At 40.4% G+C, this 26,360-nt stretch carries 24 protein-coding genes and 1 tRNA gene; 15 read left to right on the plus strand and 10 right to left on the minus strand.

Annotated features, from left to right (window positions below; all coding sequences use genetic code 11):
• Positions 1–26: 26 nt before the first annotated feature.
• Positions 27–114 (plus strand) — tRNA-Ser (locus B6N13_RS20875).
• 65 nt (positions 115–179) lie between these two features.
• On the opposite strand, the gene B6N13_RS20880 is transcribed toward B6N13_RS20875, so the two are convergent.
• The 4 genes from B6N13_RS20880 to B6N13_RS20895 all read right to left on the minus strand — a co-directional run bounded on the left by B6N13_RS20880 (position 180) and on the right by B6N13_RS20895 (position 4,094).
• Positions 180–2,078: an alkaline phosphatase D family protein gene (locus B6N13_RS20880; protein ID WP_169460489.1), complete on the minus strand. Its 1,899-nt coding sequence runs from the start codon at positions 2,076–2,078 to the stop codon at positions 180–182.
• A gap of 58 nt (positions 2,079–2,136) precedes the next feature.
• Positions 2,137–2,535 (minus strand): acyl-CoA thioesterase, encoded by a 399-nt coding sequence (locus tag B6N13_RS20885; protein WP_012069902.1) that lies wholly within the window; start codon positions 2,533–2,535, stop codon positions 2,137–2,139.
• A 23-nt stretch (positions 2,536–2,558) separates the two neighbouring features.
• Positions 2,559–3,587 (minus strand): GGDEF domain-containing protein, encoded by a 1,029-nt coding sequence (locus B6N13_RS20890; protein ID WP_169460490.1) that lies wholly within the window; start codon positions 3,585–3,587, stop codon positions 2,559–2,561.
• 162 nt (positions 3,588–3,749) lie between these two features.
• Positions 3,750–4,094, minus strand: coding sequence for a translation initiation factor (locus tag B6N13_RS20895; protein ID WP_012069904.1), 345 nt, complete (start codon positions 4,092–4,094; stop codon positions 3,750–3,752).
• A gap of 145 nt (positions 4,095–4,239) precedes the next feature.
• On the opposite strand from B6N13_RS20895, the gene B6N13_RS20900 reads away from it, so the two are divergent.
• Positions 4,240–4,782, plus strand: a complete 543-nt coding sequence (locus tag B6N13_RS20900) for a GNAT family N-acetyltransferase (protein ID WP_048813995.1) — start codon at positions 4,240–4,242, stop codon at positions 4,780–4,782.
• On the opposite strand, the gene B6N13_RS20905 is transcribed toward B6N13_RS20900, so the two are convergent.
• From B6N13_RS20905 to B6N13_RS20915, 3 genes are read right to left on the minus strand one after another with little or no spacing between them, the layout of a single operon-like run.
• Positions 4,751–5,479 (minus strand): pseudouridine synthase, encoded by a 729-nt coding sequence (locus tag B6N13_RS20905; protein ID WP_169460491.1) that lies wholly within the window; start codon positions 5,477–5,479, stop codon positions 4,751–4,753. The two genes, B6N13_RS20900 and B6N13_RS20905, sit on opposite strands and share 32 nt — an antisense overlap.
• Complete coding sequence (locus tag B6N13_RS20910) at positions 5,476–6,414, minus strand: D-2-hydroxyacid dehydrogenase (RefSeq protein ID WP_169460492.1); 939 nt, start codon at positions 6,412–6,414, stop codon at positions 5,476–5,478. Before B6N13_RS20910 ends, B6N13_RS20905 begins: the two co-directional genes overlap by 4 nt.
• Positions 6,415–6,433: 19 nt before the next feature.
• Positions 6,434–7,036, minus strand: coding sequence for an arylesterase (locus B6N13_RS20915; RefSeq protein ID WP_248280402.1), 603 nt, complete (start codon positions 7,034–7,036; stop codon positions 6,434–6,436).
• Between the two features lie 53 nt (positions 7,037–7,089).
• Between B6N13_RS20915 and B6N13_RS20920 the strand changes: the two genes are divergently transcribed.
• The 3 genes from B6N13_RS20920 to B6N13_RS20930 are packed head-to-tail and all read left to right on the plus strand — an operon-like array spanning position 7,090 to position 12,638.
• Positions 7,090–7,773: an ABC transporter ATP-binding protein gene (locus B6N13_RS20920; RefSeq protein ID WP_012069909.1), complete on the plus strand. Its 684-nt coding sequence runs from the start codon at positions 7,090–7,092 to the stop codon at positions 7,771–7,773.
• Positions 7,770–10,229 carry an FtsX-like permease family protein gene (locus tag B6N13_RS20925; RefSeq protein ID WP_169460494.1) on the plus strand — a complete coding sequence of 820 codons (2,460 nt, stop codon included), beginning with the start codon at positions 7,770–7,772 and terminating at the stop codon, positions 10,227–10,229. Before B6N13_RS20920 ends, B6N13_RS20925 begins: the two co-directional genes overlap by 4 nt.
• A 60-nt stretch (positions 10,230–10,289) precedes the next feature.
• Positions 10,290–12,638 (plus strand): DNA polymerase II, encoded by a 2,349-nt coding sequence (locus tag B6N13_RS20930; RefSeq protein ID WP_169460495.1) that lies wholly within the window; start codon positions 10,290–10,292, stop codon positions 12,636–12,638.
• Between the two features lie 14 nt (positions 12,639–12,652).
• Here the strand turns inward: B6N13_RS20930 and B6N13_RS20935 are convergent, their stop codons facing one another.
• Both B6N13_RS20935 and B6N13_RS20940 read right to left on the minus strand, forming a co-directional pair.
• Positions 12,653–13,429 carry a TatD family hydrolase gene (locus B6N13_RS20935; RefSeq protein ID WP_169460496.1) on the minus strand — a complete coding sequence of 259 codons (777 nt, stop codon included), beginning with the start codon at positions 13,427–13,429 and terminating at the stop codon, positions 12,653–12,655.
• Entirely contained in the window at positions 13,426–14,610 is a 1,185-nt protein-coding gene (locus B6N13_RS20940) for an HDOD domain-containing protein (protein ID WP_169460497.1), read from the minus strand. Before B6N13_RS20940 ends, B6N13_RS20935 begins: the two co-directional genes overlap by 4 nt.
• A gap of 113 nt (positions 14,611–14,723) precedes the next feature.
• On the opposite strand from B6N13_RS20940, the gene B6N13_RS20945 reads away from it, so the two are divergent.
• The 6 genes from B6N13_RS20945 (at position 14,724) to B6N13_RS20970 (ending at position 19,367) form a co-directional block, all read left to right on the plus strand.
• Positions 14,724–15,659 (plus strand): chemotaxis protein CheV, encoded by a 936-nt coding sequence (locus B6N13_RS20945; protein WP_169460498.1) that lies wholly within the window; start codon positions 14,724–14,726, stop codon positions 15,657–15,659.
• 105 nt (positions 15,660–15,764) lie between these two features.
• On the plus strand, positions 15,765–16,568 hold the full coding sequence (locus B6N13_RS20950) for a sulfite exporter TauE/SafE family protein (RefSeq protein WP_169460499.1): 804 nt from the start codon (positions 15,765–15,767) through the stop codon (positions 16,566–16,568).
• 180 nt (positions 16,569–16,748) lie between these two features.
• Complete coding sequence (gene hemH, locus B6N13_RS20955) at positions 16,749–17,741, plus strand: ferrochelatase (RefSeq protein ID WP_169460500.1); 993 nt, start codon at positions 16,749–16,751, stop codon at positions 17,739–17,741.
• A gap of 1 nt (position 17,742) precedes the next feature.
• Positions 17,743–18,480, plus strand: coding sequence for an HAD family hydrolase (locus B6N13_RS20960; protein WP_169460501.1), 738 nt, complete (start codon positions 17,743–17,745; stop codon positions 18,478–18,480).
• Positions 18,480–18,848, plus strand: a complete 369-nt coding sequence (locus B6N13_RS20965; RefSeq protein WP_157035970.1) for a hypothetical protein — start codon at positions 18,480–18,482, stop codon at positions 18,846–18,848. Before B6N13_RS20960 ends, B6N13_RS20965 begins: the two co-directional genes overlap by 1 nt.
• 3 nt (positions 18,849–18,851) lie before the next feature.
• Positions 18,852–19,367, plus strand: coding sequence for a topoisomerase DNA-binding C4 zinc finger domain-containing protein (locus B6N13_RS20970; RefSeq protein WP_012069919.1), 516 nt, complete (start codon positions 18,852–18,854; stop codon positions 19,365–19,367).
• Positions 19,368–19,389: 22 nt separating this feature from the next.
• On the opposite strand, the gene B6N13_RS20975 is transcribed toward B6N13_RS20970, so the two are convergent.
• The gene (locus B6N13_RS20975; RefSeq protein WP_248280403.1) at positions 19,390–20,286 is read right to left on the minus strand and encodes a TIGR01777 family oxidoreductase; all 897 of its coding nucleotides are present in this window, start codon (positions 20,284–20,286) and stop codon (positions 19,390–19,392) included.
• Between the two features lie 152 nt (positions 20,287–20,438).
• On the opposite strand from B6N13_RS20975, the gene B6N13_RS20980 reads away from it, so the two are divergent.
• From B6N13_RS20980 to B6N13_RS20995, 4 genes are read left to right on the plus strand one after another with little or no spacing between them, the layout of a single operon-like run.
• The gene (locus B6N13_RS20980) at positions 20,439–20,846 is read left to right on the plus strand and encodes a CbiX/SirB N-terminal domain-containing protein (RefSeq protein ID WP_169460502.1); all 408 of its coding nucleotides are present in this window, start codon (positions 20,439–20,441) and stop codon (positions 20,844–20,846) included.
• 39 nt (positions 20,847–20,885) lie between these two features.
• Complete coding sequence (locus B6N13_RS20985) at positions 20,886–22,277, plus strand: Wadjet anti-phage system protein JetA family protein (RefSeq protein ID WP_012069922.1); 1,392 nt, start codon at positions 20,886–20,888, stop codon at positions 22,275–22,277.
• Positions 22,277–22,924: a DUF4194 domain-containing protein gene (locus B6N13_RS20990; RefSeq protein ID WP_169460503.1), complete on the plus strand. Its 648-nt coding sequence runs from the start codon at positions 22,277–22,279 to the stop codon at positions 22,922–22,924. The genes B6N13_RS20985 and B6N13_RS20990 overlap by 1 nt, the downstream gene beginning before the upstream one ends.
• A 9-nt stretch (positions 22,925–22,933) precedes the next feature.
• Complete coding sequence (locus B6N13_RS20995; RefSeq protein WP_012069924.1) at positions 22,934–26,350, plus strand: SbcC/MukB-like Walker B domain-containing protein; 3,417 nt, start codon at positions 22,934–22,936, stop codon at positions 26,348–26,350.
• The last annotated feature ends 10 nt before the right edge of the window (positions 26,351–26,360 follow it).

Genomic DNA, 26,360 nt, shown 5'->3' on the forward strand with positions numbered 1-26,360 from the left:
ATTACGCACTGCGTATATAAGGTTTTGGTGAGCTGTCCGAGTGGCCGAAGGAGCACGCCTGGAAAGCGTGTATGTCGAAAGGCATCAAGAGTTCGAATCTCTTGCTCACCGCCATTTTTTAAAAAAAGACATCCTAGGATGTCTTTTTTTTCGTCTTTAATTTATTGAATTCGTTGTGTTTATTCCCATGTAGCGTCTTGTTCAGACAATTTGAAGTGTATGTCACGACCATCAGAGCACATTTGCACAACTGCTGATGGCGAGCCATCGTCATTTAATGTTACTAAGCTTATTCCCGCCCCATTAAGAAGGCGTTCACCATGCGCAGCGGTTTCTGGTTTATGAGGAATGACTTTCATACTTCGACGCCGAGTAAACCAGTTTAGTGGTGATCGTGGAGAATATAGCCAGCGATTTAGGCGATCAAATATATCTAATAACTTTCTAGGGAATTCATTTTTGATTCCGCTACTGGTTATTTGCCACAAATCTGATCCTTGTTTATTCCCACGCAGCTGAATGTCGTAAACAAAAGAGTAGTGAACATCACCAGACAGTATGACAAAGTTTTGTGGTGTTCGTTTGTGTCTAAACATATTCATTAGGGCATAAGCTGAGCCTGAGTGAGCCATCCAGTTTTCTGCGTCAACCATTAAGGGTTGGCCAAACCAAGTAAATACTCTTTGGATGGTTTCAATCAATTTAACCCCAAAAATTGGTGCTGGAGAGACCAATATTACCGCTTCTAGACCTTTTAATTGATGCTGTAGATCAGTTAAAGACTCCCAGTCCATTAATCCAGATGGTTTTTCTAATGACCTTTCAGAGCGCCATCTGTTAGTGCGTGTATCAAGTACGACAAGTGGGGGATTAGTTTGCCAAGTATAATTCCACTTAGAAAACTGCAGGAGTTTATGGATCAACTCGTCATGTGTCTTATTGCCCGGGTTATTAAGTACCTCTTGTACTTGATCAATTAGTTCAGCAGTAAAATTTTCTGGTGCATTGCCTAAGCCTTGACATAACAAATACCCAATCAAGGCATTGCCAATAATGCGTGTAGAGAAAGGGTGATCATAGGCGGTCTGTTCCCAAGCAGCAGTTAGGTTCCAATCATCTGTGATGTCATGGTCGTCAAAGATCATTGCCACGGGTAGATGCGCAAGTGCACGACGAACCTTAGACAAGCCTTTAACAAAGTCTTGCAATATAAGCGTTTGTTTCGAAAAATCTTTCTTTTGTTCATCAGATAAACCGGTTGGCTCCGACCAACCATTATCATCTAATAATAAATCCCAACCCTTAGGTGACCAAACTAGAGCGTACATAGAAAGTATTTCAGCCAAAGAAATTAAATGATTTTGAGCTGTATCTGTCGTGAAAACAGGCTTTCGTACACCGCCAAAAATCTGCTCAATCATACTACGGTTTACTTTGTTCTCAGGTAAAAGCGTTTCTCTTGCATAGTAATAAGAAGGCTCTATATGTAACTGATGGGCACTTTCAACTTCAATACAAGGTAGCTTTTCATCTTGCATGCCAAGATGGGGTATCAGTTGATGAATAGCCCATAACATTGGAGCCGCTACATCATCCGCATAAATTTGATCTCCGCTCATCATTAAAATACTGGGCCAATCTTTTGGATCTGTATTCTGCAACAACTCATCAACCCTTAATAATCCGTCTTTACTGGAATGATGGGGCTTACGACAAGATCCGTGCAGCATTTTATGAATATTTGGTTGCAAAATAAAAAATGGCAGTGACTGCTCGGGATAAACAAGATCCTCTGCCCATTGAGTCCAGTCAAGGCCATTAAGATGTAGGTCATAATGAATAGGATTGTTAATTGGTAAAGGGGTTTCTAGTTTAATATCGAGTAGCTGTATGAAGAGTTTTTCACCCGCCTTCAGTTGGGTATGACATTCAGCTATCTGAGTGTCTTTTAGTACAAACAGCGTTGTTTCGTTTTGAGTTAATATTAAGTTAACCGCAACAGGTTCTGTCGTCATCAACCAGAACGTAAGTCGATCCGTTGTCATTCTTCGTAATAACGGGCCAGCTAATACCTGCATAATTTCCTCATATAACTTGTTGAATACTGCATATATCAGTATTCAACAAGTTATTGATTCAGGATGCAACCAAATGATCGACAATCGATTTGCCTTCTTTTGTAGTTGATGTAACTGTCATTTTTGCAGTTAATATTAATTGATCGTTGTCCGAGTGATGCACTGCCTGAAGAAAATTAAGCTTCAGCTTCGATACTCGCTCTATTGTTGTGTGGATATAAAATGAGTCCCCACCTTGCAAAGATCGCTTATAGTCTAATTCTGCCTTGATCAAAACAAGATAGATGCCTTGCTTGGTGATCTCAGCAAAGTCTAGACCTCTCGATTTGATGAACTGATGTCTAGCATGCTCTAAATAGTTCTGATAAACAGCATTGTTAACAATTCCTTGTATATCGCACTCGTAGTCACGAACCTCAAAATAAATGCGATCTTTGTGTTCTAATTTGTCCTTCATAGTATTGCCTTAAATATCGGGATTTACTCATGGTGGGCAATTCGATTTTTGCCAGACCGTTTTGCGTATAATAAATAATGTTGCGATCGCTCAACTAGCTCACTAGGGCTCTCATCACCGAATAAAGTAGCCACGCCTATGGATACCGTCACTTGGCGTAACAGGACTTTGGTATTTTTGTAGCGTATTTTTTGAATTGAAACTTCATTGCGAATAGATTCTGCTAGTTGTGAGGCAGCACTCAACTCTGTTTCACTCAGCAACATAGCAAATCGACCACCTTTAATGCGCGCAATAAAACCATTTTCAGGCAATAATTCAAGTAAAAGTTTTGCTATATATCGAATGAGTGAAGTGCCAGCTTTGTTACCATATTCTTGATTGATTTCAGCAAGGTTATCTATATCTATTAATAATAGGGTTAAATCATCCTCAGCATAAGGCACTAAGGAGAATAATGACCTTTCAAAACCTTTCTCATTGGCTAGTAAAGTCATAGTATCGAGTTCAGTATTTTTCTTAACATCTAATAATTCTGAACGAAGATTTGCTAACTCTTCTTGAGCAGAAAGTAGTGAGCTGCTGAATTTTTCAATTGCTTGATTAGCTTTGAAAGCACCGCGTTCTAATAAAAGAGCAAGCCGTTCTATTTGAGCTGGCTCATTAGCATTTTTTAGTGCAGCTTTTGCATTACGTAATGTGCCGTTAAAGAGTTCAAGCTCACTAGCAATACTGCTAGTGTTTGTTTCTAAATTAGTGGTAAGGCTTTTTAATACTGAACCTTGACGGTGAGCATGCTGAAACTCTTCAGGAAGTAAGAACTCATTAAATAGCTCTTGAGAAACGAACGCTGGTAGTCCACCAAATCGGCGTAAAGCTCGATCTACAACCTGATTAAATTTAGGATTTCTATTAGATGCGTATTTATACCAGATCCCATAATTATATGGAGTTGGCGGGATATCTAGCTTAACCATTAGTGGTATCGCTGATCGCATTAGCTGATTAGCCTGCTTAATGTTGTGCTGGAACATTGAAACCTCTGTTGCCATGACTTAACTCCAAGACGTCCCATTTCATTGAAGATAGCTTATGTTTATAAAAGAGCACGGAAGCTCGGTAACATTACGGCTTCGATCTTATACGACTTTGTCATGTTTTCGCATTCTTGAAAACACAAAAAATATAGTAATTCTAAATAAAGATAATAGCTATTAGCCACCGGTAAATTTACTAGAAAACCCTTCTTTTTCAAGTAGTTCTTTTATCTTCTGTCGGTTATCACCTTGTATTTCAACTTGCCCATCTTTCACTGAGCCACCAGTACCACATTGTGTCTTTAGTTTTTTGCCCAGAATCTTCAATGCTTCTTCAGTAAGTGGAAGGCCTGTAACAACAGTGACCCCTTTACCTTTACGGCCCTTTGTCTCTAAGGCTATTAGAACTTTACCACTGCCAATAATGTTATCATTTTTGCATTGACACTCAGAAATAGGGTATTCGCAGCTTGAGCAAAGCCGCCCTTGGTCTGTTGAGTAGACTAAATTTCGGTTCTTCATGGATTTTGACAACCTTTACTATCCGTTGAAACGCAGCATTTTATCATTTCAATAAAAGCTAATCAGATAAAAATTGTATTATTCAGCATTTCGTTAAAATCTGCACTAAGCTGATGATAATACCAGTTAAAAAATGCGTGTTAATATGAAAAAATTACTGAAAATTCGACAAGCCACTGAGGCTGACCTTAGATGTATTTTGCTCTTTGAGTTTCGTAATAGAGGCTGGTTTTCTCAATTTTTACCAAGCCAAGTGCTAAGACAGCAAACGGAAATGTATTTTAAGCGATTACTTAGGAGTAATTTGAAACATCTGCAATATCTAGTGTACTTACCAAATGATATTCTTATTGGTCGTTTTAATGGACAAATATTAGGCACTAAGTCAGTTGAAGTGTCTTTTCGGATAGCTAAAAATTTCACTAATCAAGGGATTGCAAGGCATGTGTTGAAACACATACTTATTATTTGGGCAAGTAATGGTATAACTGAAGTGTACGCACAAGTAGCGGATCATAATAAAGCCTCAATAAAAGTCCTTCTTTCATGCGGCTTTGAAATTAATGAAATCCAAAAAAATGCGATAAATTTAGATCCAGAGATCCATGACTGCTTGGTGTTTCGCTGGTCAATTGCAGAAGATTTACCCTACAAAGTCACTCAGTTCGATAATATTCCAGTTTGTTAAGTATATTAATTATCTTGTCGCTTAAATCTGCTTTTAACGTAATCGGCTGATTTGTAATAGGGTGATTGAATTCAAGGCGTGAAGCGTGAAGCATCAATCTAAAGTCCTCAGACCAAAGCTCTTTTGCAACTTTGTTAATATGGCGACAGCCATAACAAGAATCCCCCACTAGCGGATTCAGATGATGTTTAAAATGTCGACGAATTTGATGTTTTCGACCTTGTTTAGGGGTGACTTCAAGCCAGCTTAAACGCATGCTGTCATATCGACTCACGGGAACGGGAAGTTGATATTGAATTAGTCGAGTAAAGCCAGTCTCAGCCTCTCTTTCAGTACCTTCGATTTTAAAACGTGATCTACCTTTCTGCTCATTAAGCTTAGCAAGAGGATAATTAATCACACCTGATTCATTACAATATCCACGTACTAAGCAGTGATAAGTTTTCTGAGTCTTAGATTCAGCAAACTGAGTGGAAAGGCGTCTTGCTACTTCTGGACTAAACGCCATCACTAATACACCGGATGTGCCTCGATCAAGGCGATGAACAGGAAACACCCATTTCCCTGTTTGATCTCTCAGCCTTTGAACAACGGCATCTTCTTCGTCTTTGGCTAAATTGGTGCGATGAACGAGCAAGCCCGCAGGTTTATTGACGGCAACCAAGTGTTCATCTTGAAATAAAATATCTAATGTCATTCAGGCTTATCTATGAAAGTGGTTATTTTATCCATAGCCATATCGACTAAGGTTTGCATAGCTTCATCACTAGCCCAAGCAATATGAGGAGTTAGCAAAAAATTTGGCTGTTTGGTAAGAGCTTGGAGTAGATGGTCTAGCGGCATAGGTTCTTGTGTCGAAACATCAAAAGCCGCACCAGTGATGGTATTGTTTTCGAAAGCTCGTAACAGCGCATGCTCATCAACAATGCCGCCACGGCTGATATTTAGTAATAGACAGCTTTTTTTCATTAATGAAAACTCAGCATCGCTGATTAGATTGTTTGTTTCTGGTGTTAATGGGCAATTGATGCTGATCACATCTGCGAGCTTTAAGGCTTCTTCGAAGTTGATGTAACCAGGTCTAGCATTTGTAGCCCCTTTGCGATCAGCAAAGATCACTTTCATTCCGAAGGCGAGTGCAATGGCTGCAACTTTTTTACCTAAGGTTCCACCGCCGACGATAGCCATGGTTGAACCAGACAAATCTTTAATAGGATAATCTAGGAAACAAAAATATTCAGAAGTAGCCCATCTACCAGAGTTTACCGCATCTAAATAGGACACTAAGTTTCTTCTAAGCGCAAGCAGCATTGCAAACGTATGTTCAGGCACACTGATTGTTGAGTAGTCCGCTACATTTTGAACGGCGATGTTTTTGTCCTTACAAGCTTTTAGGTCTACATTATTGGTGCCAGTTGCCATAACTTGTATGAGTTTTAGATCTAACGCGCTGTTAATTGCAGCAGCATTAACAACGACTTTATTGGTAAGCACAATAGTTGCTTTCTTGATACGCTCTGCTACTTGCTCAAGTGCTGTATTTTCATAAACAACAACCTCACTAATTTGGGTCGGCAGTTGTATTTTTATGTACTCAGGGAATGAGCCTCTGTCTAGAAAAACCGCTTTCATCGAACTTTCCTTATTTCTTCTACTTGATGTTGTCTATTAGTGGTTGTAAATATGGCACTATATTTTGAAGTACTATTGGTTGACCTGCTTTATTAGGATGCAAACCATCGTTTTGCATTAGATCTTTGTTTAACGCTACATTTTCAAGCATAAAGGGTAGGTAGGCGATGTTGTACTTACTGGCAATATCTTTGTACAAATTGAAAAACATTTGCGTATAGCGTTTTCCATAATTTTGCGGAATCTGATTGCCTATTAGTAATACAACAGCGCCACTACTTTGAGCTTGCTCAACCATTTTCTCCAAATTTTGTGTGGTCTGATCTAAAGGGTAACCACGTAATGCATCATTGGCGCCAAGCTCTAAAACCACCAAATCTGGTTTATGAATGGCTAAAAGATCGCCAAAACGTGACAAACCACCTTGTGTTGTTTCGCCACTAACGCTGGCATTAATAACCTGAAGTTTGGGATGTGATTGAGAAAGTTGATTTTCTAGTAAACTAACCCAGCCATCTTGTTGTCGTAAGTTATATGCCGCACTGAGGCTATCGCCCATAACAAGTAAAGTGGAAGCCGAAGCGAATGAACTAATGAAAAGCAGTGTGATTATTGTACACATCTGCCTTAATTGTTTTTTGAAAAACATATAAAACCTTTTTAGAGTGAATCACCATGGCTAGAAACACCGCGATTAAAGTGTCTAATTTAACCCATACAGTGACATCGAATACAGGGAATTTAACCATATTGAAAGGAATCAATATGGAAATCAAGGAAAGTGAGTCCGTTGCTATTGTCGGTTCATCTGGCTCAGGCAAGTCCACTTTATTAGGTTTGCTGGCCGGATTAGATGTGAATACATCTGGCGATATTTTTCTTTATGAACAAAAGTTTTCTAGCCAAACCGAAGAACAAAGAGCACTCGTTCGTGGCCAATATGTTGGTTTTGTCTTTCAATCGTTTCATCTTTTGCCTAGCCTGCAAGCCATTGAAAATGTCATGTTACCTGCAGAACTAAAGGGTGATAAAGAAGCACGCAAGAAAGCTGAAGTATTACTTGAGAAAGTCGGCTTGTCGCACCGATTAACCCATTATCCAAATCAACTGTCAGGCGGTGAACAACAGCGCGTCGCCATTGCTCGAGCGTTTGCTTCCAACCCTAAAATTCTGTTCGCCGATGAGCCTACAGGCAACCTTGATGAAGAGAACGGTAAACTTATTATCAAGTTGTTGTTTGACCTTAACCAATCCCAAGGCACAACATTAGTGATGGTGACTCATGATAATGAACTTGCCAAAATGTGTGACCGTCAATTGGTCATGTCTGCAGGTCAGCTAACGGAAAAATCCTTATGAGATTTGCCTTTCGTTTAATGTTTCGAGATATTCGTAGTGGTGACTTGCTCACACTTTTATTGGCTTTGGTTATTTCAGTGAGCACAGTCACATCGATTGGTTTGTTCATTGATCGCTTACAACTATCCTTCGAACAAGAGTCTGCAAACCTTCTAGCGGCCGATCGTCTAATCCGCTCTGATGACATTATTCCAGCAGAATGGGAAACAAAGGCGAAAGAACTGTCTTTGCAAACCGCGCAAAGAACGTCTTTCACTACCATGATGTTCGCTGGTGATTCACTTCAGCTTTCTCAATTAAGTGCAGTTAGCGATGATTATCCATTGAAAGGCGCTTACCTTGTCGACGACATTTTATTTGGCACAGGTAAAAATTTGACTGAAACGCCAAAGCGGGGGGAGGTTTGGGTATCGTCACGTTTAGCTAGTCTGCTTAAAATTAGCCTTGGTGATCAAGTTGAAGTGGGAGACGCCTCACTTAAAGTTACGAAATACCTAGTGCGAGATCCCGGTTCCAGCACTTCCGCGTTTGCTATTTCTCCACGTGCCGTGATGAATATAGCGGATCTTGCGGCAACCAATGTAATTATCCCAGGTAGCCGAGTACGTTATTCTCTCTTGCTTGCTGGAAAGAAAGCTTCGCTTGAAGAATATGAAACTTGGATAACACCACAATTAAATGAAGGCCAACGTTGGCAAACACCAACTCAGCGTGGGGAACGTATTGGTGACACTATCGGACGGGCAGAGTCCTTTTTGTTATTAGCAGGTACTTTAGCGGTAGTTATGTCTGGCGTCGCTATGGCGCTTGCTTCGGCTCGATTTGTAAAACGTCACTTGATGCAAGTCGCTATTTTAAAAACACTAGGCGCAACGCCAAAATTATTAGGACGATTATTCTTCCTACAGCTTTTTACTTTATTTCTTATCGGTGCCGTGATTGGCTTGAGCGTCGGCTGGGGCATGCAGGAAATAATCGCCTCTTTGCTGTCTGGGTTAATGTCGACAACATTACCAGAGCCCTCTATTAGTCGTTTATGGCTAGGGGCAGCGACTGGGCTGATATCCATGGTGGCTTTTTGCCTCCCGCTGATGTCTCACCTTATCAAGATTTCGCCATTATCTGTGTTGCAGCCTAATGCAAAAGTTGAACTTAATACCTTTACCATTTACGTAATCGGATTCATCGGTATGTTTGGATTAATGTGCATGTATACCAATGGCTTCTTGCTGCCAAGCATTATGACTGCTGCCATTTTGGGGATTGCACTGTTTGTTGCAGCCATTGGTTGGTTGGCTTTTAAACTTGGCCGTTCGTTGACCTCAGGAGCCACTAGCGGTTGGCAAATAGGTCTTGCTTCCTTATATAGAAGGTTAATACCAAACCTATTTCAACTTTTGGTATTCACGTTAATCATCATGCTTTCTTTGATTCTGATTGGAGTTAAATCCAGTTTAATAGCTGACTGGCAACAACAACTACCAGAAGATGCCCCAAATCATTATTTATTCAATGTACAAGCGAACCAAATTGATCCGATTAATGATCAAACGACTCAATTGAGTCTCAAAAAATCTGATTGGTATCCTATGGTACGTGGTCGTGTCACCGCAGTGAATGATCAAACCGTACAATCCCTTTATCCTGACGAAAAGGGCGAGCCTGAGCTTTATGAACGAGAGCTAAACTTAACTTGGTCAGACACACTTGGAAAGGGCAACGAACTTGTCGAAGGGGATTTCTCAGCAGAAGGCTTGTCTATTGAGCAACGCGTTGCTAAGGAAGCAAACCTAAAAATAGGAGATAAGCTGACTATCAATATTGGTGGCAATATTGTCACCTTGCCTATTACTTCCGTTCGTACTGTTGACTGGGGATCAATGCAGCCCAACTTCTACCTAATTTTGCCAAAGAATGTGTTAGAAGATTATCCTGCCAACTTTGTAAGTAGCTTGTTTGTAAGTGATAAAGAGGCGCAATCTTTTTATCGATTGATGGCGAAATTCCCTACGGTTTCCATTTTGAATGTGGGCGATATTTTAAAGCAAATACAGACAATAATAGGGCAGTTATCTCAAGCTATTCAGCTGGTGCTGTTTTGTATTCTTAGTGCTGGCGCTTTAGTGTTATTGGCCAGCGTTCGCTCGACACTAGAAGAACGTCTAGAGGAAGGCGCTTTGTTGCGAGTGCTAGGCGCTAGAGGTGCATTAGTCAGACAGGCGTTGTTGGTGGAATTTGGCGCTCTTGGATTCTTTGCCGGACTCATTGCCGCCATAGGCGCAGAAACCTGCTTATTTGGTTTGCAGGTTTTTGTGTTCAACGCCGAAGCGAGTTTTCACCCATTATTATGGCTGTTGGGACCCTCGATTGGTGTGTTCGTCATATCAACGATTGGTATATTTGCTAGTAGGACTGTGTTAAAAGTGCCGCCCATGCTTTTACTACGTGGGTTATAATTAAAAACGTTCCATAAGCGCTTTGGGATTACGTACTTTTAACAATACTAGGCTGTTTAGATGTTTGTAGAAAAAACCGGCTATATTGTGACCCGCCATACGCGTGATGTTAGCGGCCACATTGAAATGAGCCTTTTTATAAAGACACCGGAAGGAACGGTAAAAGTCCTTCCGGACAGGCAGCTTAGCGTATTTTTCACCGATGCACCGCTCGATAGTCTTCCAGCTGATATAACGGGCGTGCAATGTTCCGAATCTGCATTGAAGTCATTCAATAACGAGCCAGTTGTGTTAGTTCAAAGCACTAGCCTAATGCTCCACCAGCAAATGATTAATTTGGTAAAGCGTAATGGCTTCTCTGTTTTTGAAGAAGATATTAAGGCTCACAATCGTTATTTGATGGAACGCAATATTAGAGGTGCAGTGCGTTTTATTGGTGTCCCCGACTCAAGTAATCAAACTTTTCGCCAAGCTAGGGTTATTGCTGGTGATTGGCAACCAGATTGGAATGTTTGGTCACTGGATATCGAAACCTCTGTTTCAACAAACACCTTGCTTTCCATAGGCATTACATCACGAGATCAACGAGTCGCTTTCGTAGTAACCGACCAAGAGGCCAGTTCTCCAATTATTCGTCGTTTTAGTGATGAAAAAAGCTTATTACTGGCGTTTATTCGTTATGTAAAAAAGTATTCACCAGATATTTTTATTGGTTGGAATCTAATTGGCTTTGATTTGCAATTTATTGATCAGCGCTGTCAGATTCTAGGGATTCGTCCAGCATTTGGTGTCAATGGTGAGAACTGGAATATTCGCTCATCCGATAATCAGGGCAAATACTTTGCCAGCATTCCCGGACGCGTTGCTTTAGACGGCATCACTTTATTGAAAGTGGGTGGTTATCATTTTGAATCCTACAGTCTAAACAACGTCAGTAACGAAATTCTTGATGATGGCAAGCTCCTGCATGGGAGCGAACGTTGGCAAGAAATAGAAAGGTTGCACAAAGAAGATCTAGATGCATTTGTTGCCTACAATCTGCAAGATTGCGACCTTGTTATGCGTATTTTTGAAAAACTAAAGCTTATAGAGTTACAACAAACCCGAGTTGATTTAACAGGCATTCCTTTTGAGCAAACAGGTGGCTCAGTCGCAGCCTTTGAAAATTTATATTTACCGCGACTCCATTCGGCAGGTTGGGTTGCACCTGCATGGAGGGATGATGTCTTTGTCGCAAGCCCTGGTGGTTTCGTTATGTCATCCATACCTGGGCTATATAAGAATGTATTGGTATTCGATTTTAAAAGTTTGTATCCAAGTATTATTCGCACCTTTCATGTTGATCCTTTGGCGCGCATAGCAGCGCAGCATTCAGCAGCACTATGCCATAACAAATTATCTACTACGCAGCTGGTTCCTGGTTTTCTGGGCGCTCGTTTTGATCGCCAACAAGCCATTTTGCCCTCATTAGTTGGTGAGCTTGCTCAGGCAAGGGAGGAAGCCAAAAGAGTTGGCAATGGCATTTTAAGCTATGCTATTAAAATCATTATGAATTCATTTTATGGCGTATTGGGATCAAACGTTTGTCGTTTTTACCATGCGGAATTGGCTAGTTCTATCACCATGCGTGGCCATGAACTGTTAGGTAGAACTCAAGTCTGGATGGAAGAGCGTGGTGCTCGAGTGATATATGGCGACACAGATTCTCTCTTTGTCACATTAAACAGCGAGCAAGAAGACCCTCAAAAACAAGGTGAGCGATTGCGCGATGATATTAATGCCTGTTTATCAAACTGGTGTAAGGAGTACGCGCAGCTTGACTCCCATTTAGAGCTTGAGTTTGAAAGAGTTTACGAACGATTTTTCATGCCCACAATACGCGGGCAAGAAGAAGGCAGTAAAAAGCGCTATGCAGGAAAATCAAACGGAAAACTTGTTTTTAAAGGCTTGGAGGCCGCTCGAACTGATTGGACGCCTTTGGCAAGACAATTTCAAAGAACTTTGTTTGAGAAAGTGTTTAGTGATGAAAACCCAATAACTTACATTCAAGAGACCATTGCAAAACTTAGAGCGGGTGATTATGACGAGCAATTGGTTTACAGCAAGCAGTTGAGTCGACCGTTGTCTTCTTACACAAAAAATAAGCCGCCGCATGTAAGAGCGGCAGCCATGATCGATCAAAAAAGAGCAGAGCAGGGGCTTCCCTTAGAATACAACAAAGGTAGAAAGCGTGTTTATTACCTTTATCAGCGCTCTGGCGTGGTGCCTTATGAAAGCTCTGGGGATTTGATTGATTTGGATTACGAGCATTATATCGAGAAGCAGATAGAACCTATTGCCGATAGCATATTGCCATTTTTCAAAACCAATATGGCAAGTTTGCTCTCGCAGCAAATCTCTTTGCTTTAGTTTTTATTAAGCGATTAGATACGGATTCCGAATGCTGTTGCTGTGTTGTCTAGTGTTATTTGCGCCAGCTCTTCCAAAGAAATCCCTTTTAATCTAGCAACTTCTTGTGCAACCCATGGCAAATATTTAGGATGATTTCTCTTTGGTCGCGGACGAATATTGCGAGGTAGTAAATAAGGCGCGTCAGTTTCAATAAGTAGTTTATCCAAAGGAATATGAGGAACAGAAGTTTGCAAATCTGCGCCTCGGCGTTCATCACAAACCCAACCTGTGATACCAATAAACAATCCCAGTTCTAAATATTTTTCTAACTCAACTCGACTTCCTGTAAAACAATGAATCACAGATTTTTGCGCTAGCTTTGGATACTTTTTAAGTATCTCTATCATCTCTTTATGTGCATCTCTTTCATGTAGATACAGTGGAAGTTCGTGTTCAATTGCCAATTCTATTTGCTCATTAAATGCATAAAACTGCTCGACTTGTGTTGAGTAGTTGCGGTTGAAATCGAGTCCTGTTTCACCAATAGCGACAGGTTTTGCGTAGTTAATAAGAGCAGAAAACTGCGATTTACTTTCGTTATTCCAAGTTTTTGCTTGATGAGGGTGGCAGCCTATTGTGTTCCATATCGAAGAGTATTTCTGGCTTAACACTTGGATCTGTTTGCTTTCCGCTAAATCGGATGCGATACAGATCATACCTTTAACACCAACCTCTTGCATGTCGATCATTGTTTGATCTAAATCATCTAGAAAATAGCTGTGATTAATATTTACTCCGATGTCTATCATAAACTTCCCATTTCACGAGCTTCTTTTAAGCTTTTTATATAAAGATCTTTGAGTGATTGCTTTGATATATTTTTGGTTGCAAGCATATCAAAGGGGATTTTCTCCCATCGACCGGCTTCATACGCAACGACTATTTTTAAAATTCCACCTAAATTACCTTTGTACTCTAGTAATGCGGATTTTATGTTTTCGTCAAGTGGTAAATATTTCAGAAGTATTGGCAGTTCTTCGCCGAAAAAGCTTGGCAGGTAAGAAAAAAGCCCTACTAAAAAAGCACCATCTAACTTTGGGAGCAGTGCACCAGAGAGGTTTTGACAAAAACAAGCTCGAGAAACTGCCATAGAGAATAAACAATTAGGCTTACCTGGTACACTTCCTAACATGACAAGTCCAACCCATTTAATCAGGTCTCTGACGCCAATTATCTCAATTGCTCGTTGAGCATTAGATACATTAAATTGGCTACGATACATCACTGAATGTGTGAGTTTAATAATTCGATAAGTGAGTGTAGGGTCTCGCTCAATACATTCAGCTAATACTCGTGGAGATGACTCTCGGTTGTTAAGCGCAACTAATAAATCAATCAAAATAGCTTGATACGCTAAGACTCGTTTACCTTTAACTGATGTTATTTTATTGATGAAATTACCACTAAATTGGCCTTCAGGAATACTTTCTAAAAGCTTCGTAAATTGTTCCGACTTTTCTACTTTATTAACCCAAAGCTTTTTTGACGATAAGGCTGGATGTTTAAATCTTGTAAGAGCATCATCGACAGATAGATGATCTAAGGTGAGCATTACGTAAGAAAAAACACTCAGCAATGCAACAGTAAATGCTTCAGGGTTAGGATTTATAATGCCCAGCTGGTAGCCTTGAAGACGAAACTCAGTTAATGTCTCAATATGTTTTTCAGTCAAATCATTGGCACATAAGAAAATTACCATATGAATGTTTGTTTGTAATGGTAGGGCCGAGAGTTCATTTAGGCTAGTCTGAAAAAATATAGTTTTTTGCTGTGTTATTTCGTTAAGATTAACATCAACGAACAAAGAGCTTAGAAAAGAAGCATCTTGCCCTTGAGTTACATTGCTTGGATGTAGTATGTAATATGCGGTTGTTTCTGATAGTCGATTTACAACAGCTTTACGGCAAAAAAGTATATCGGCATCCTTCATTAAGAATCCTTGCAAGAAGAGTTAACACAAAAAAATACTGTAAGATTTATCCTTATAGAATATCATGGTTATAATGGATTAATGCCTTAATTTAAAAATGTTTGGAGTAATATATGGCAAGCATGCTAGACGCTGTAGACCAAAGAACCAAGTTAGTGGGTGAAAACCGCTTGGAACTTTTAATGTTCCGCCTTGGTGGAATGCAAATGTTTGCAATAAACGTTTTTAAAGTTCAAGAAGTGGTCATGCTACCCAAGTTGAACTTAATGCCGCATAGGCACCCATCAGTCGCTGGTGTGACACACTTTCGTGGAAGAACAGTGCCAGTTATCGACTTATCTGAATCAATTGGTATGAGACCAATCGATCGCACCCAGCCATGTAATTTAATTGTGACTGAATATAACAATACCGTACAAGGATTTATGGTTGGTGAAGTCGATCGTATTATCAATATGAACTGGAATGAAATTTTACCTCCACCAGATGGAACTGGCCGTCAACATTACCTAACAGCGATTACTCGAGTTAATGACCGTATTGTTGAAATCATCGATGTTGAGAAAGTTTTAGCCGAAATATCACCTTATGATACTAGTGTTAGCGATCACGTTATAGATAAAGATCTGTTGACCCTAGCTAAAGGCTTAGAAGTGCTAGTTGTTGACGATTCATCTGTTGGTTTAGCACAATGTCGCTCCACATTAGATTTCATGGGCATTACTGTTCATGAAGCTACTGATGGCAAACGAGGGCTTGAAAAACTAAAGAAATGGGCTGACGCAGGTGAAATTGTTCCAGAAAAATTATTAATGATGATCACAGATGCGGAAATGCCGGAGATGGACGGTTATCGTTTAACGCGTGAAGTACGTGAAGACCCGAGACTTAAAGATCTATATATCGTCTTACATACGTCTCTTAGTGGTAGTTTTAACAAAGCCATGGTGCAAAAAGTTGGCTGTGATGATTTCTTGTCGAAATTCCAACCAGACAAGCTGGCGTCTTTGATTCAAGAGAGAATTCGTGGCGTTGTTAATCAAGAGTAATATAGAAAAGCTACTGATTAATAATGTTCTAATAAAGTATAAAAAGCAGGCTAATGTCTGCTTTTTTGTTGTCTTTCTCCATGGCTAGGAAGGGTGTTTTATCTTATGCCAAGTATTGAAATGTTTTTTTTATTGCTCTTTATTGGGGCGGCAACAGGCTCAATCACTTCCATTATTAAAATAGCGCCGGCACTGATTGCCATTCCTGCCTTATACTTTTTTTTGCCTGTATTTAATTTGTCTTTCGAACATCTCATGCTTCCTGCAATTGCTACTTGTATCACTGCGTTTATCCCAGCGCATCTTTATGCTTGGATAATTTCTATGAAAAAGGGAGAGGTTGATTCGCAGCAGTTGCTCAACTTCGCTCCAGGTATTGCGATGGGCGGCGTAATAGGCGCACAATTACTGTCTCTTAGTAGCCTGTTCGTTTTCAAAATTGCTTTCTCGTTAATCGCCCTCATCGCTGTTGCAAACGTTGTCTTTCGATCTAGATCAGAGACACTGCATATAGCGCCGGTAGGGAAAACATGGAATTTACCCATTGGCTTAATCATTGGTGTATTGTCACTTGTCGCTGGCAATTGTGGTCATACGTTAGGGCACTTATTATGTCGTTTTAAGAAAGTTGAGGCTAAACTAGAACAAGGTACATCAAATGGTTTTGTTGTTTTTGCTTCCATAGCAGCAATGATCGGCTTTATTTATCCCGCACAAACCTTCGATCATATAGGGTTTACTGGTTTTGCTGGTGCAGTACAATTACCTTCAATGATTATTTTGTCGTGTAGTCATTTATTTTTTTATTGGTTGTGTCATAACCGAGGCAATACACTAGACAAAAGCGTCTTATCCATCAGTGTTATTGTATTTGTGGCTTTTTCTGTCCTTCGTCTATGGATCTCATGACGTATTTTTCTGTGTTGAATGTTAATTTGTGTTACTTGGCTCAATAATAGAATTACCACGAACCTTCTATTTAGATACGAAACTACACAATATCAAGCCATAATTAGCTTGGTATTTTCATTATTGCCCCCAATTTATTGGCTTATAATAGATAAAGAACTCCAACTCAAAAGGTATAGCATGAAAAACACGAGCGACTATGGCGTATTGATGATGAACTTGGGGACACCAGATGCTCCACAGACACCTGAAGTTCGCCGTTATCTTAGAGAGTTTCTTTCTGATTCTCGTGTTGTAGATTTAAATCCTTTAATTTGGAAGCCTATCCTCAACCTAATTATTCTTACTATACGCCCACCAAAAGTAGCAAAGATCTACCAACAAGTTTGGATGGATGAAGGTTCACCTCTTCTAGTGTTAAGTGAAAGATTAAAGGAAAAGGTAAAAGAGGCTCTATCAGAAAAAAAAGATCAAACGGTTCCTGTTGAACTGGCAATGACTTATGGCAATCCAAGTGTTGAGGTAGCCGCAAATAAATTAAGAGAGCAGGGTGTCAAAAATATAATTGTTATCCCTATGTACCCACAGTTCTCGGCTACGACCACTGCAGCGGCTTATGATAGATTAATGAAATCGCTAAAGAGCTGTCCTCATTGGCCATCACTACAACTGCTTCATGATTATGCTGATCATCCCATGTATATCAAGGCGCTATCTAATTCGGTACGTGCTCAATGGGACAAGCAGGGTGAGAGACGTCATCTTGTTTTATCTTACCATGGCATTCCAAAACGTTACGTTACGAATGGAGATCCTTATGCGCGTCGCTGCGAAACTACAAGTCGATTAGTTGCTGAGGAGTTAGAATTAGGTGATCACGAGTGGACACATGTTTATCAATCTAGGTTCGGGCGTGAAGAATGGTTGAAGCCTTATGCTGATGCTACGCTGAAAGCTTTACCTTCGATGGGAGTGAAAAAAATTAACATTATTAGTCCCGCATTTTCAATTGACTGCATCGAGACATTAGAAGAAGTTACTCTGGAGCTAGGTGATGAGTTTAAAAATAATGGTGGTTTAGCATTTGACTACATTCCTGCGTTAAACGATACACCTGATCAAGTAGCCTTATATGTTAATTTGATTGAACAAAATTCTAAGCAGTGGACGTAAAATGACGTTAAACATTTCACAGATTAAAGCAATTGCCTTTGATGCAGACGATACACTCTGGAGAAATGAGGATATTTTCATTCATGCCCAAGATGAATTTATTAATTTACTATTGCCATTTCATGATGAAAGCTACATTCGCTCTCATCTCGGTGAGGTGCAGATTAATAACTTAGAACATTTTGGTTATGGTATAAAAGGCTTCACTTTATCTATGATCGAAACTGCTATTGAGCTAACCGAAGGTCGCATCACTGGCAACGAAATACATGAAATTATACAGCTTGCTAAATGTATGCTGGCTTCACCAGTGGAGCTGTTACCGAATGTAGAAAACGTGCTTTCTCAACTAAAAGGACGGTTTCGCTTATTGGTTATCACTAAAGGTGATCTACTTGATCAAGAAAGCAAACTAGCAAGATCCGGTATTGCTGATTATTTTGATGCCATTGAAATAGTAAGTGACAAAACATCTGCAGTTTACCAGCAAATACTTCAACGTCATAAGCTTTCTACCGATCATTTTTTAATGGTTGGGAACTCGTTGAAATCCGACATTTTGCCTGTTTTAGATCTTGGCGCCCAAGCACTTCATGTTCCTTATCACACCACTTGGGACCATGAAAAAGTTACAGACGAGACACTATTGCATTACCCGCAATTGGGAACTCTTAGTGATATAGCTCAAGTTACTGATTGGTTAAACCTTTCAACTCCTATGAACAAAAAGGCAGTATGATGAAATATATAAAAGCAATTGTTTGCTCACTCATTCTTGTTTCTACATTAGCTCAAGCCGAAGAAAGTACACTTGATAAGGCAAAAGAAGGGGCTCAAAAGTTATGGGAGAAAACCAAAACAACAACGTCAGAAATAGCAGATACCACCGCAGAAAAAGCATCTGAATTTGGTGAGAAGGCATCAGAGTTTGGCAGTAAAGCATCTAAAAATGCTAAAGAAACTGGCACAGTTGTCTGGGATAAAATGAAAGAGGCGGGGGCAGCAACCGCTGAGGGCGCAAGAAAAGGTGCTTCAAAAATCCGCAGCCTAGCAGGCCAAGAAGATTGTGAAAAAAACAGTACGTCTTGTAGTAAAAATAAAGAGTAACCAGTGCAGGAAAAAGACAACAACTCTCCAGCAACATCCTCTAGTAACTGGGAACAAGAGTTCCTAGATCAGAGCGATGATGCTCATATTAAATCTGCTAAAATTCGCTATCGTTGTCCAAAGTGCGAAAGTTTATTGGTTTTAAAAGAAGGCGCCAATGGCGCATTCTGGGGCTGTGAATCTTATCCTGTCTGTAACTACACAGCAAATAATGAAAACGGTAAGCCAGTCAGAGCTAAGCGCTATCTTTGTCCTGCTTGCCAGTCTCCACTAAGAAGAAAAGCTTTTAAGGATAATGCTTTTTGGGGCTGCTCAAATTATCCTGAATGCAAAGTTACTGTAGAAGATGATAATGGCGTTCCTTCAAGTACCAAAAAATATCCTTGCCGCGCCTGCGGACACTATCTCGTCAGAAAGAAAAGTAAAAATGGGTACTTTTGGGGTTGTATAACCTATCCTGTGTGCACCAATACTCTAAATGATGATAAAGGCTTACCGGTATTGAAAAAGAAACGCTGATAGTTTTAAGAACATTATCCACTCAATGTTGTTTAGCAATATCCGTCAAGGCACCTTCGATATTATCAAACTGAAATTCAAAGCCTTGTTTTTCTAACTTTTGAGGAACAACCTTCGCACCTTCGGTTAGTAACGAAGCCATTTCTCCAAAAACAAGGTCAAGCGGCCACCTGGGTGTCGGTAAAATAGCAGGGCGCTTTAATGACGCAGCGTATGATTTGGCAAAATGTTGTTGCTCAATCAATTGCGGAGCTACTAAGTTATAAATCCCTGTGTAGGACTCATCGAACATAGCATTAGTAATGGCTTTCATCACATCAGCTATGTGCACCCACGAAAACCACTGTTTGCCGCCAGCGATAGGACCTCCTAAACCGCACAAAAATGGTAGACGCATTTTCTTTAGTGCTCCACCATTCCCCAGCACAACTCCTAATCGAAATATCACCACCCTTGTATCATCATTCGAAAATGCTTTTGCAGAGTTCTCCCAAGCAGCGCAGAGATCATGAGAAAACCCTGGTTTTGGTGGTGTGTTTTCATAAAAAACTTCATTTCTCGCTACGCCATAATAACCAACCGCTGACATTGAAATCACCGTCTTAGGTGGATGTTTCATAGCTGCCTTAACCTTATTTGTTAGAGTTATTCTGCTATCAAATAGAATTTCTTTGCGCTTTTTAGTCCATGGCTGACTGGCAATGTTTTCACCGGCAAGATTGATAAACACATCTATTTTCTCATCTAATTCTGCTAACGATGCCAATGTTAATTGTTTAACACTGGCCTCTAGTCGTTTATCCACCTTTCTCACAAAGGCATAGATTTGATGATTGTCTTTTAATAATTCGGCAAGCAAAGATTGACCAATAAAGCCTGTCGCTCCAGATAATAGAATCTTCATTTCATCGTGCTCCATGTGTTGCGATAATGAATGTATTACGCATAAAAAATGAAATAGGATCAATAACTTCCTAAATCTAACTCATAATCTACTTTTTGCCTGATTTGATCAGAAGATTTTAAGGTTTTTTGCTCTGCACCTTCTTTTTCTGACATAGGATGGCTAAAATGGGGAATCGAGAAACATTAGGTATCAAAATGCTACGCAAAGAATACGATCACATCATTCTTCTTGCACATGGAAGCCCTGATCCCCTTTGGAAACTGCCCTTCGAATCGCTCTATCATCAAGTGGCACAAACATATGGTGAAGGCAACGTAAGTTTAGCCTACATGGAACTTACGTCTCCATCCTTGGAAGATGTTGTAGGCATGCTAGGCGCAGAGACTCGTAACGTTGCTGTGTTGCCACTTTTTTTAGCAGTCGGACGTCATTTAAGACATGATGTACCTACGCAAATAGCTACATTGCAAAAAGACGATCTACACATAGAGTTGCTGCCTCCAATTGGAGATGATGCGCTAGTAAAACAGGCCATGCAAACTGTCGTCGCTAATCATTTAGGTAAGGTTTAAACATGCCATTAGTTTTCGTTAATTCATGGAGCTCGATGAATGCTATTTAGACACTTACCTGATGAAATATTTCAGGCATTAAGCGGCTCTAATAGAGCATTGATTGAAGCGGTATTGAATGATCTTGCTGATGTTTTTTATGATCACGCAGAAGATCCAATAAAAGACAAATCTACCATCATTGAATCGATAGAAGACACACTGCATAAGTTAGATACGCTTGCTTGGCATGATGACCAAAAAGAATCATTTGATTCGCCGAAAACCATTCATGATTATGCTTTAAGAATCTATCATCGCTTAGTGAATACTGGTTGGTTAGTAGAGGAGCAGGAGCTGTATCGAGTCAGCGTATTGATGACTCCGCAAATCTCCATGTTACTTCGTTCCCTAGTCGAAATTAGCCGACACGGTAAGCGCAACTACGGTGCAACCGTATTAAGTATTCTTAGTAACTTAGAGTCTGTTGCCAAGCACCCCGTAGAACGTGGCGTAACATTACGTCAATCAGCAGAAGCTTCCAGAGATTTCTCTGCACATTTGAACCAGATATTACTTGGTATACGCAGCTTACAGCGAGAGTTGTTTGCAAGCCGAGATCCTAAAGCCATTGTAGCGGGCTTCTTTGATTTATTTGTCGAAGGCATATTGATTGCCGATTACAAAACCATCAAAACCAGTAACAACCCATTTCGCTTTAGAAGACAAATTCTTGAATTAACACAGGAGTTTTTAGCGAATCCCGAAACCATGGGGCAAGTTGCTCAGTGTTATGTTGATCAGCAACTGATTACTATGGCTGAAGCACAAGCCATGGTAGAAAAAGATTGCCGTGACATCATTCAAACCTTTAGCAACATTGAACAACGCTTAGAACGTATTGATGAATACCGGTATCGTTTAGAAAAACGTGCGGCCGACACGGCTCGCTACATGGACAGTTCTAGACCGGGTATGGCGAATAAAGTAGCTGGCATCATTACTGATGTAGCAAAATACGACAAGTTACCAATCTTAAAAGAAGTTATTGGTTCACGTTTTATTGGCATGGCTTCAGCAGCACAACCAACAAAACGCCGTGAGCCGCCACCACCTCGTGTCATGACACCTTCAGAAGTGTCAGCTGACGCAATCAGATTGCGTGATCAGCAGCGCCGCTTCCATGAAGCTCGACAAGTTACTATTCCAAAAATGCAGAGTTATTTAGATAAACAGATCGCTTCTGGCGATAGTAAGCATATTTTGGATTTCACTATTGAATCGGTAGAAGACTTTGTATGCTTTGACCATTTACGTTATGTCGGCTCTCTTGGCGTGAGTGCTAAAAAAATAGAAGATTTATTTGAAGTACAGTTTACTAATCAGTATTTAGATGTGCATAACTTCGTTGAATGTCGTGAATTTACTGTCGTGCGTAGGAGCAAAGCGTAATGCTTAGAGAATTAAAAAAAGTCGTTGAAGAGTCCGGCAAAGACGCTCAAGAATTCCAACAGACAGCAAACTTTGTAATTGCAAATCAATTTGCCAGCGCCTACAAACATGGTCAACGGAAACATTATCTGCTTTTAGAGTCTTATCAGGACTACTTCGATAATTTATTCGACGCGTTAGGTATGAAGCTTTACATCAACGAGAATGAACGTCTTGCCGGTGTTTTACCCATCCAGAAAGAAGCGTTTGTTCGTTTGAAAACTGACGAAACGCTATTTTTATTGGTTCTTCGCCAAATCTATGAAGAAAAAATTGAGAATTTTGAAGTTGATAATGGCTTTGTCGCAACCAATACTCACACCATTTTAGACAGATTTGTTCAGTTGGTTAAACGTGAAATTCCAAATGAAACACGCTTCAAAGACATTTTAGCTTTGTTCAGCCGTCATGGAATTGTTATTCGTGGCAAATCTTATGAGGAAGACAGCAAGAATCAAATGATCAACATTACTCCGGTGGTCAGATTAATCGTAACCGAGGCGTATCTAAGGCAATTAGAGGCATTCAATGGCACCGATCCAGACGAAGATGAAGTTGCCGATTCAGATGCTGAAACAGAAACAACGCAAGAAACCAATCAAGACTAGGGCCAAAATATGAAAAAGTTAAATCGAATCGTATTAGTAAATTGGTACCTACTTGGTGCAGAAGAAATCAATATTCGTGGTAATACCGCCATTATAGGGCCAACGGGCTCTGGTAAATCGTCTCTGCTTGATGCTATTCAAACCGTATTGACAGGGGCAAGTAAGCGTCACCTTAATTACAACGCTAGCGCAAACGATGGCAAAGCCAGTGGTCGAAGTATTCGTTCTTACATATTGGGGATGATCGACTCAGGCCAAGCCAATGCAAAAGCTTTTGGAACACAACCAAGACAAGACGCAACAAGTTACCTCGCATTAATTTTCGAAGACAGCATCACAGGCAAAGAATCGACTGTAGGCTTGGCGTTAAGCGCATCATTAGCTTCTCCAGAAGAGGATGTTCTTGGGCGTTTTGTACTTTCCAATTTTGGCGCTAGAAAATCAGATTTTATCGATGCGATGGAAGGTAAGAGCTACAAGGCCAAACCTTGGATTGAAGTTCGTGAAACGATGAAAAAAATCTGCCTAGACCCTTATATCAAATCAGGCAGTGCGTCAGCGACCCAATATATCAATCGCTATCTTGAAGAGCTAAGTCCTAGTCCAGATCATTTGATCACACTAGATAGTTTCCTTAAAAACTTCAAAAACGCTTTGAAGTTTGTACCTATTGCCTCTCCAACTCGCTTTGTACAAGACTTCGTCTTAGCAGAAGCGCCATTGCAAGTTGGCGCTTACCAAAAGTCACTGAATGAATATCGTCACTTAGAAGCCAAAACCCTTGAAGTCTCTAAGCGCATTGATGATTTAAAACTTATTCAGCAAGATTGTGAGAAAAAGCATCAGCAAGAGCAAAGTGCGATTAATTATCAGTGGATTGCAACTGAGGCACGTTTTGATGAGCTGGGTAGTAAACAAGATGATATCCAAGATCAATATGAGCTTCAAAAAGAACGTGAAGAAGAGATCGAAGAAGAATTAGCAACTCAAGGTAGCCTATTAAAGCAACTGCAAGGGCAGCTACTGCGTTTCGAGCAACAGTATGAGCACTCTGATGTTGGTTTAAAGCTTCAGCAATTAGAGCAAAATAAGAAATTGCTCACTCTGCAAGGTCAACAAGATCAAAAAGCTATACTGCAAGTTCGTCAATTAACCTTATTATTATCGGCACTTAACTCTTTTGAAGATTTGCTCTCGAAAGAAACCAACGCCTTAGTGAAAGAATTTGCAGCATTTAATGGCTTGATCACAGAAGAAGGACGCGTAGAAGGCAACCTTAAACCATTAACTCAGAAGCTTATTGCTCTTAATGAGATTTTAGACAGAGAGAAATCTCAGGTTTTTGGCCAGCGATCAGAGCTAAACCGTACGATCCTGAATTTAAAAGATGAATGTAAGCAACTAGAATCGGACGTTTCTTCTTTAAAAGGTGGCGTCAGCCCACTTTCCCAAAATACAAAACGTCTAATTGCGTTATTAAAAGACGCTAATATTACTGCTACACCATTAAGCCATTTGGCCGAAGTAACCGACAGAAAGTGGCAAGATGCTATTGAAGGTTATCTTGGTGCGCAGCGCGAAGCATTAATTGTTGAGCCTGAAGACGCAGAAGAATCTATTCGTATATTCCGTGCTCATCGACGCCAATTAATGGGCTGTCGAGTTATCGATACCACACAGACTCGACTTTGGTTGAACCGTGGCGACAATCATTCTGCATTGCGTTTTATTCGCTGTAATAATGATCATGCTCAAGCTTATCTAAATCGTCGTTTGGGTGGCATCAAGCCAGTAGATACAGAACGAGAGTTGCTGCGCGAAGACAGTGCAATGACAGCGGATGGTATGTTAAAACTTGCCGGAACGATTTCGACTATTCGCTTTGTGCCGCACATGATGGTCGGTATTAATACCGAGGGTATGCGTGAATCCCGTGAAAAACAACTTGCAAGCCTAAGTGGCGAACTGATGAATTTCCTTAAGGCAGATCAGCGCCTTGAACAGGCTGATTCCTTACTAGGTCGTGTTATGGCCAACAACCAATTTGATGCTGAAAGCATTGGTAACGCCAGCCACACTGTTACCCGCTTAACTCAAGAGTTAGAGTCGGTTGAAGCTGAAATTTCGCAACTGCAAAAACATGACGATACTGAGCTACAAGAACGCATCGAGGAGCTTAAATCGCGCATTGCAAATGTCGAATTGGATCAGAAAAAATTAGATCGTGAACGTCAACAAATTGCAGAACAGTTTGGCGCATTGAATACGCAAAAAAGTCAGCTAAGCTCTGCTTTGTCAGCACTTGATGAAGAGCGTAACCGCCTAACATCGAATCCAAAATACGATGCAGAATTTGCTAGTGAACGTTACGCTTTATTAGAAGGCAGTATGGTAAATGGTGCGGCTATCTATAAAGAGGCTATTAGTCGAGCCGACAAAGCTAGCGAAAAAGCCCGCAGCTTTGATCAAAAGGTTCGTAAGGAAGTAGCGGATCATTATGGCAAATATCATCATGCGAATTTAGACAACGATGTTCAATTGGATTACTTAGAATCAAAGTTTGAAGAGTTTGAACACTATGTTTCTTATCAAATCGATATTTTGAGCGAAACAGAGTTAGCGAAATACGCCAAGCGTGCGGAATTGGCTCGTAAAGAGGCAGAAGAAACGTTCAGATCAGACTATGTGTCTAAATTGAAAGATTCCCTTGATCAAGTGGCGCACATTATTCGTGAGCTGAACCACAGCTTGAAGCGCCGCCCATTTAACCAGGAAATCTATCAATTCCGCTATTATCCAAATGGCGATATGAAAGACATCTTGGATCTTGTTGAGCGTTTTAGTGCGCAAGATCAAGCCAATGTGGGTGGATTGTTCGACCCGCATTTGAGTAATGATCCTGATCATATTCGCGCAATCGCATCTATTCAGGAACTTATATCTGATGATGAAAAACAACAAGACCTTGCAGACTACCGTAAGTTCTATAACTTCGAAGTAGACATTTTAGACGCAGAAGGTAATAAGAAAACTACGCTAAGCCAACGAATTCAAACAGGTTCTGGTGGTGAGCATCAAATTCCGTTCTATTTGGCGATTGCTGCCGCTTTGTCTACTACGTATCGCTTACATGAAACCATGGAAGGTGAGATCGTTGGTGGTTTCTCATTAGCTATGTTCGATGAAGCTTTCAATAAAATAGATATGGTGAAGACGTCTACGTGTATGGGGTTCATGAAAGATATCGGCTTGCAGGTTATCGCAGCAGCGCCAGACGATAAGCGTGCTGTGATGGCGGCAAATATGGATACGATTATTAGCGTGTGGCGTGAAGGTGGAGCAGTATCTATTGACGTAGCTTACCCGAAAGAAAAAGGCCAAATATTACTAAATGGACAATCAGATAACTTAGCAACTCCAGCTTGATAGAGAATGG

The organism is Marinomonas sp. UCMA 3892 (assembly GCF_012726345.1).
GTDB lineage: Bacteria > Pseudomonadota > Gammaproteobacteria > Pseudomonadales > Marinomonadaceae > Marinomonas.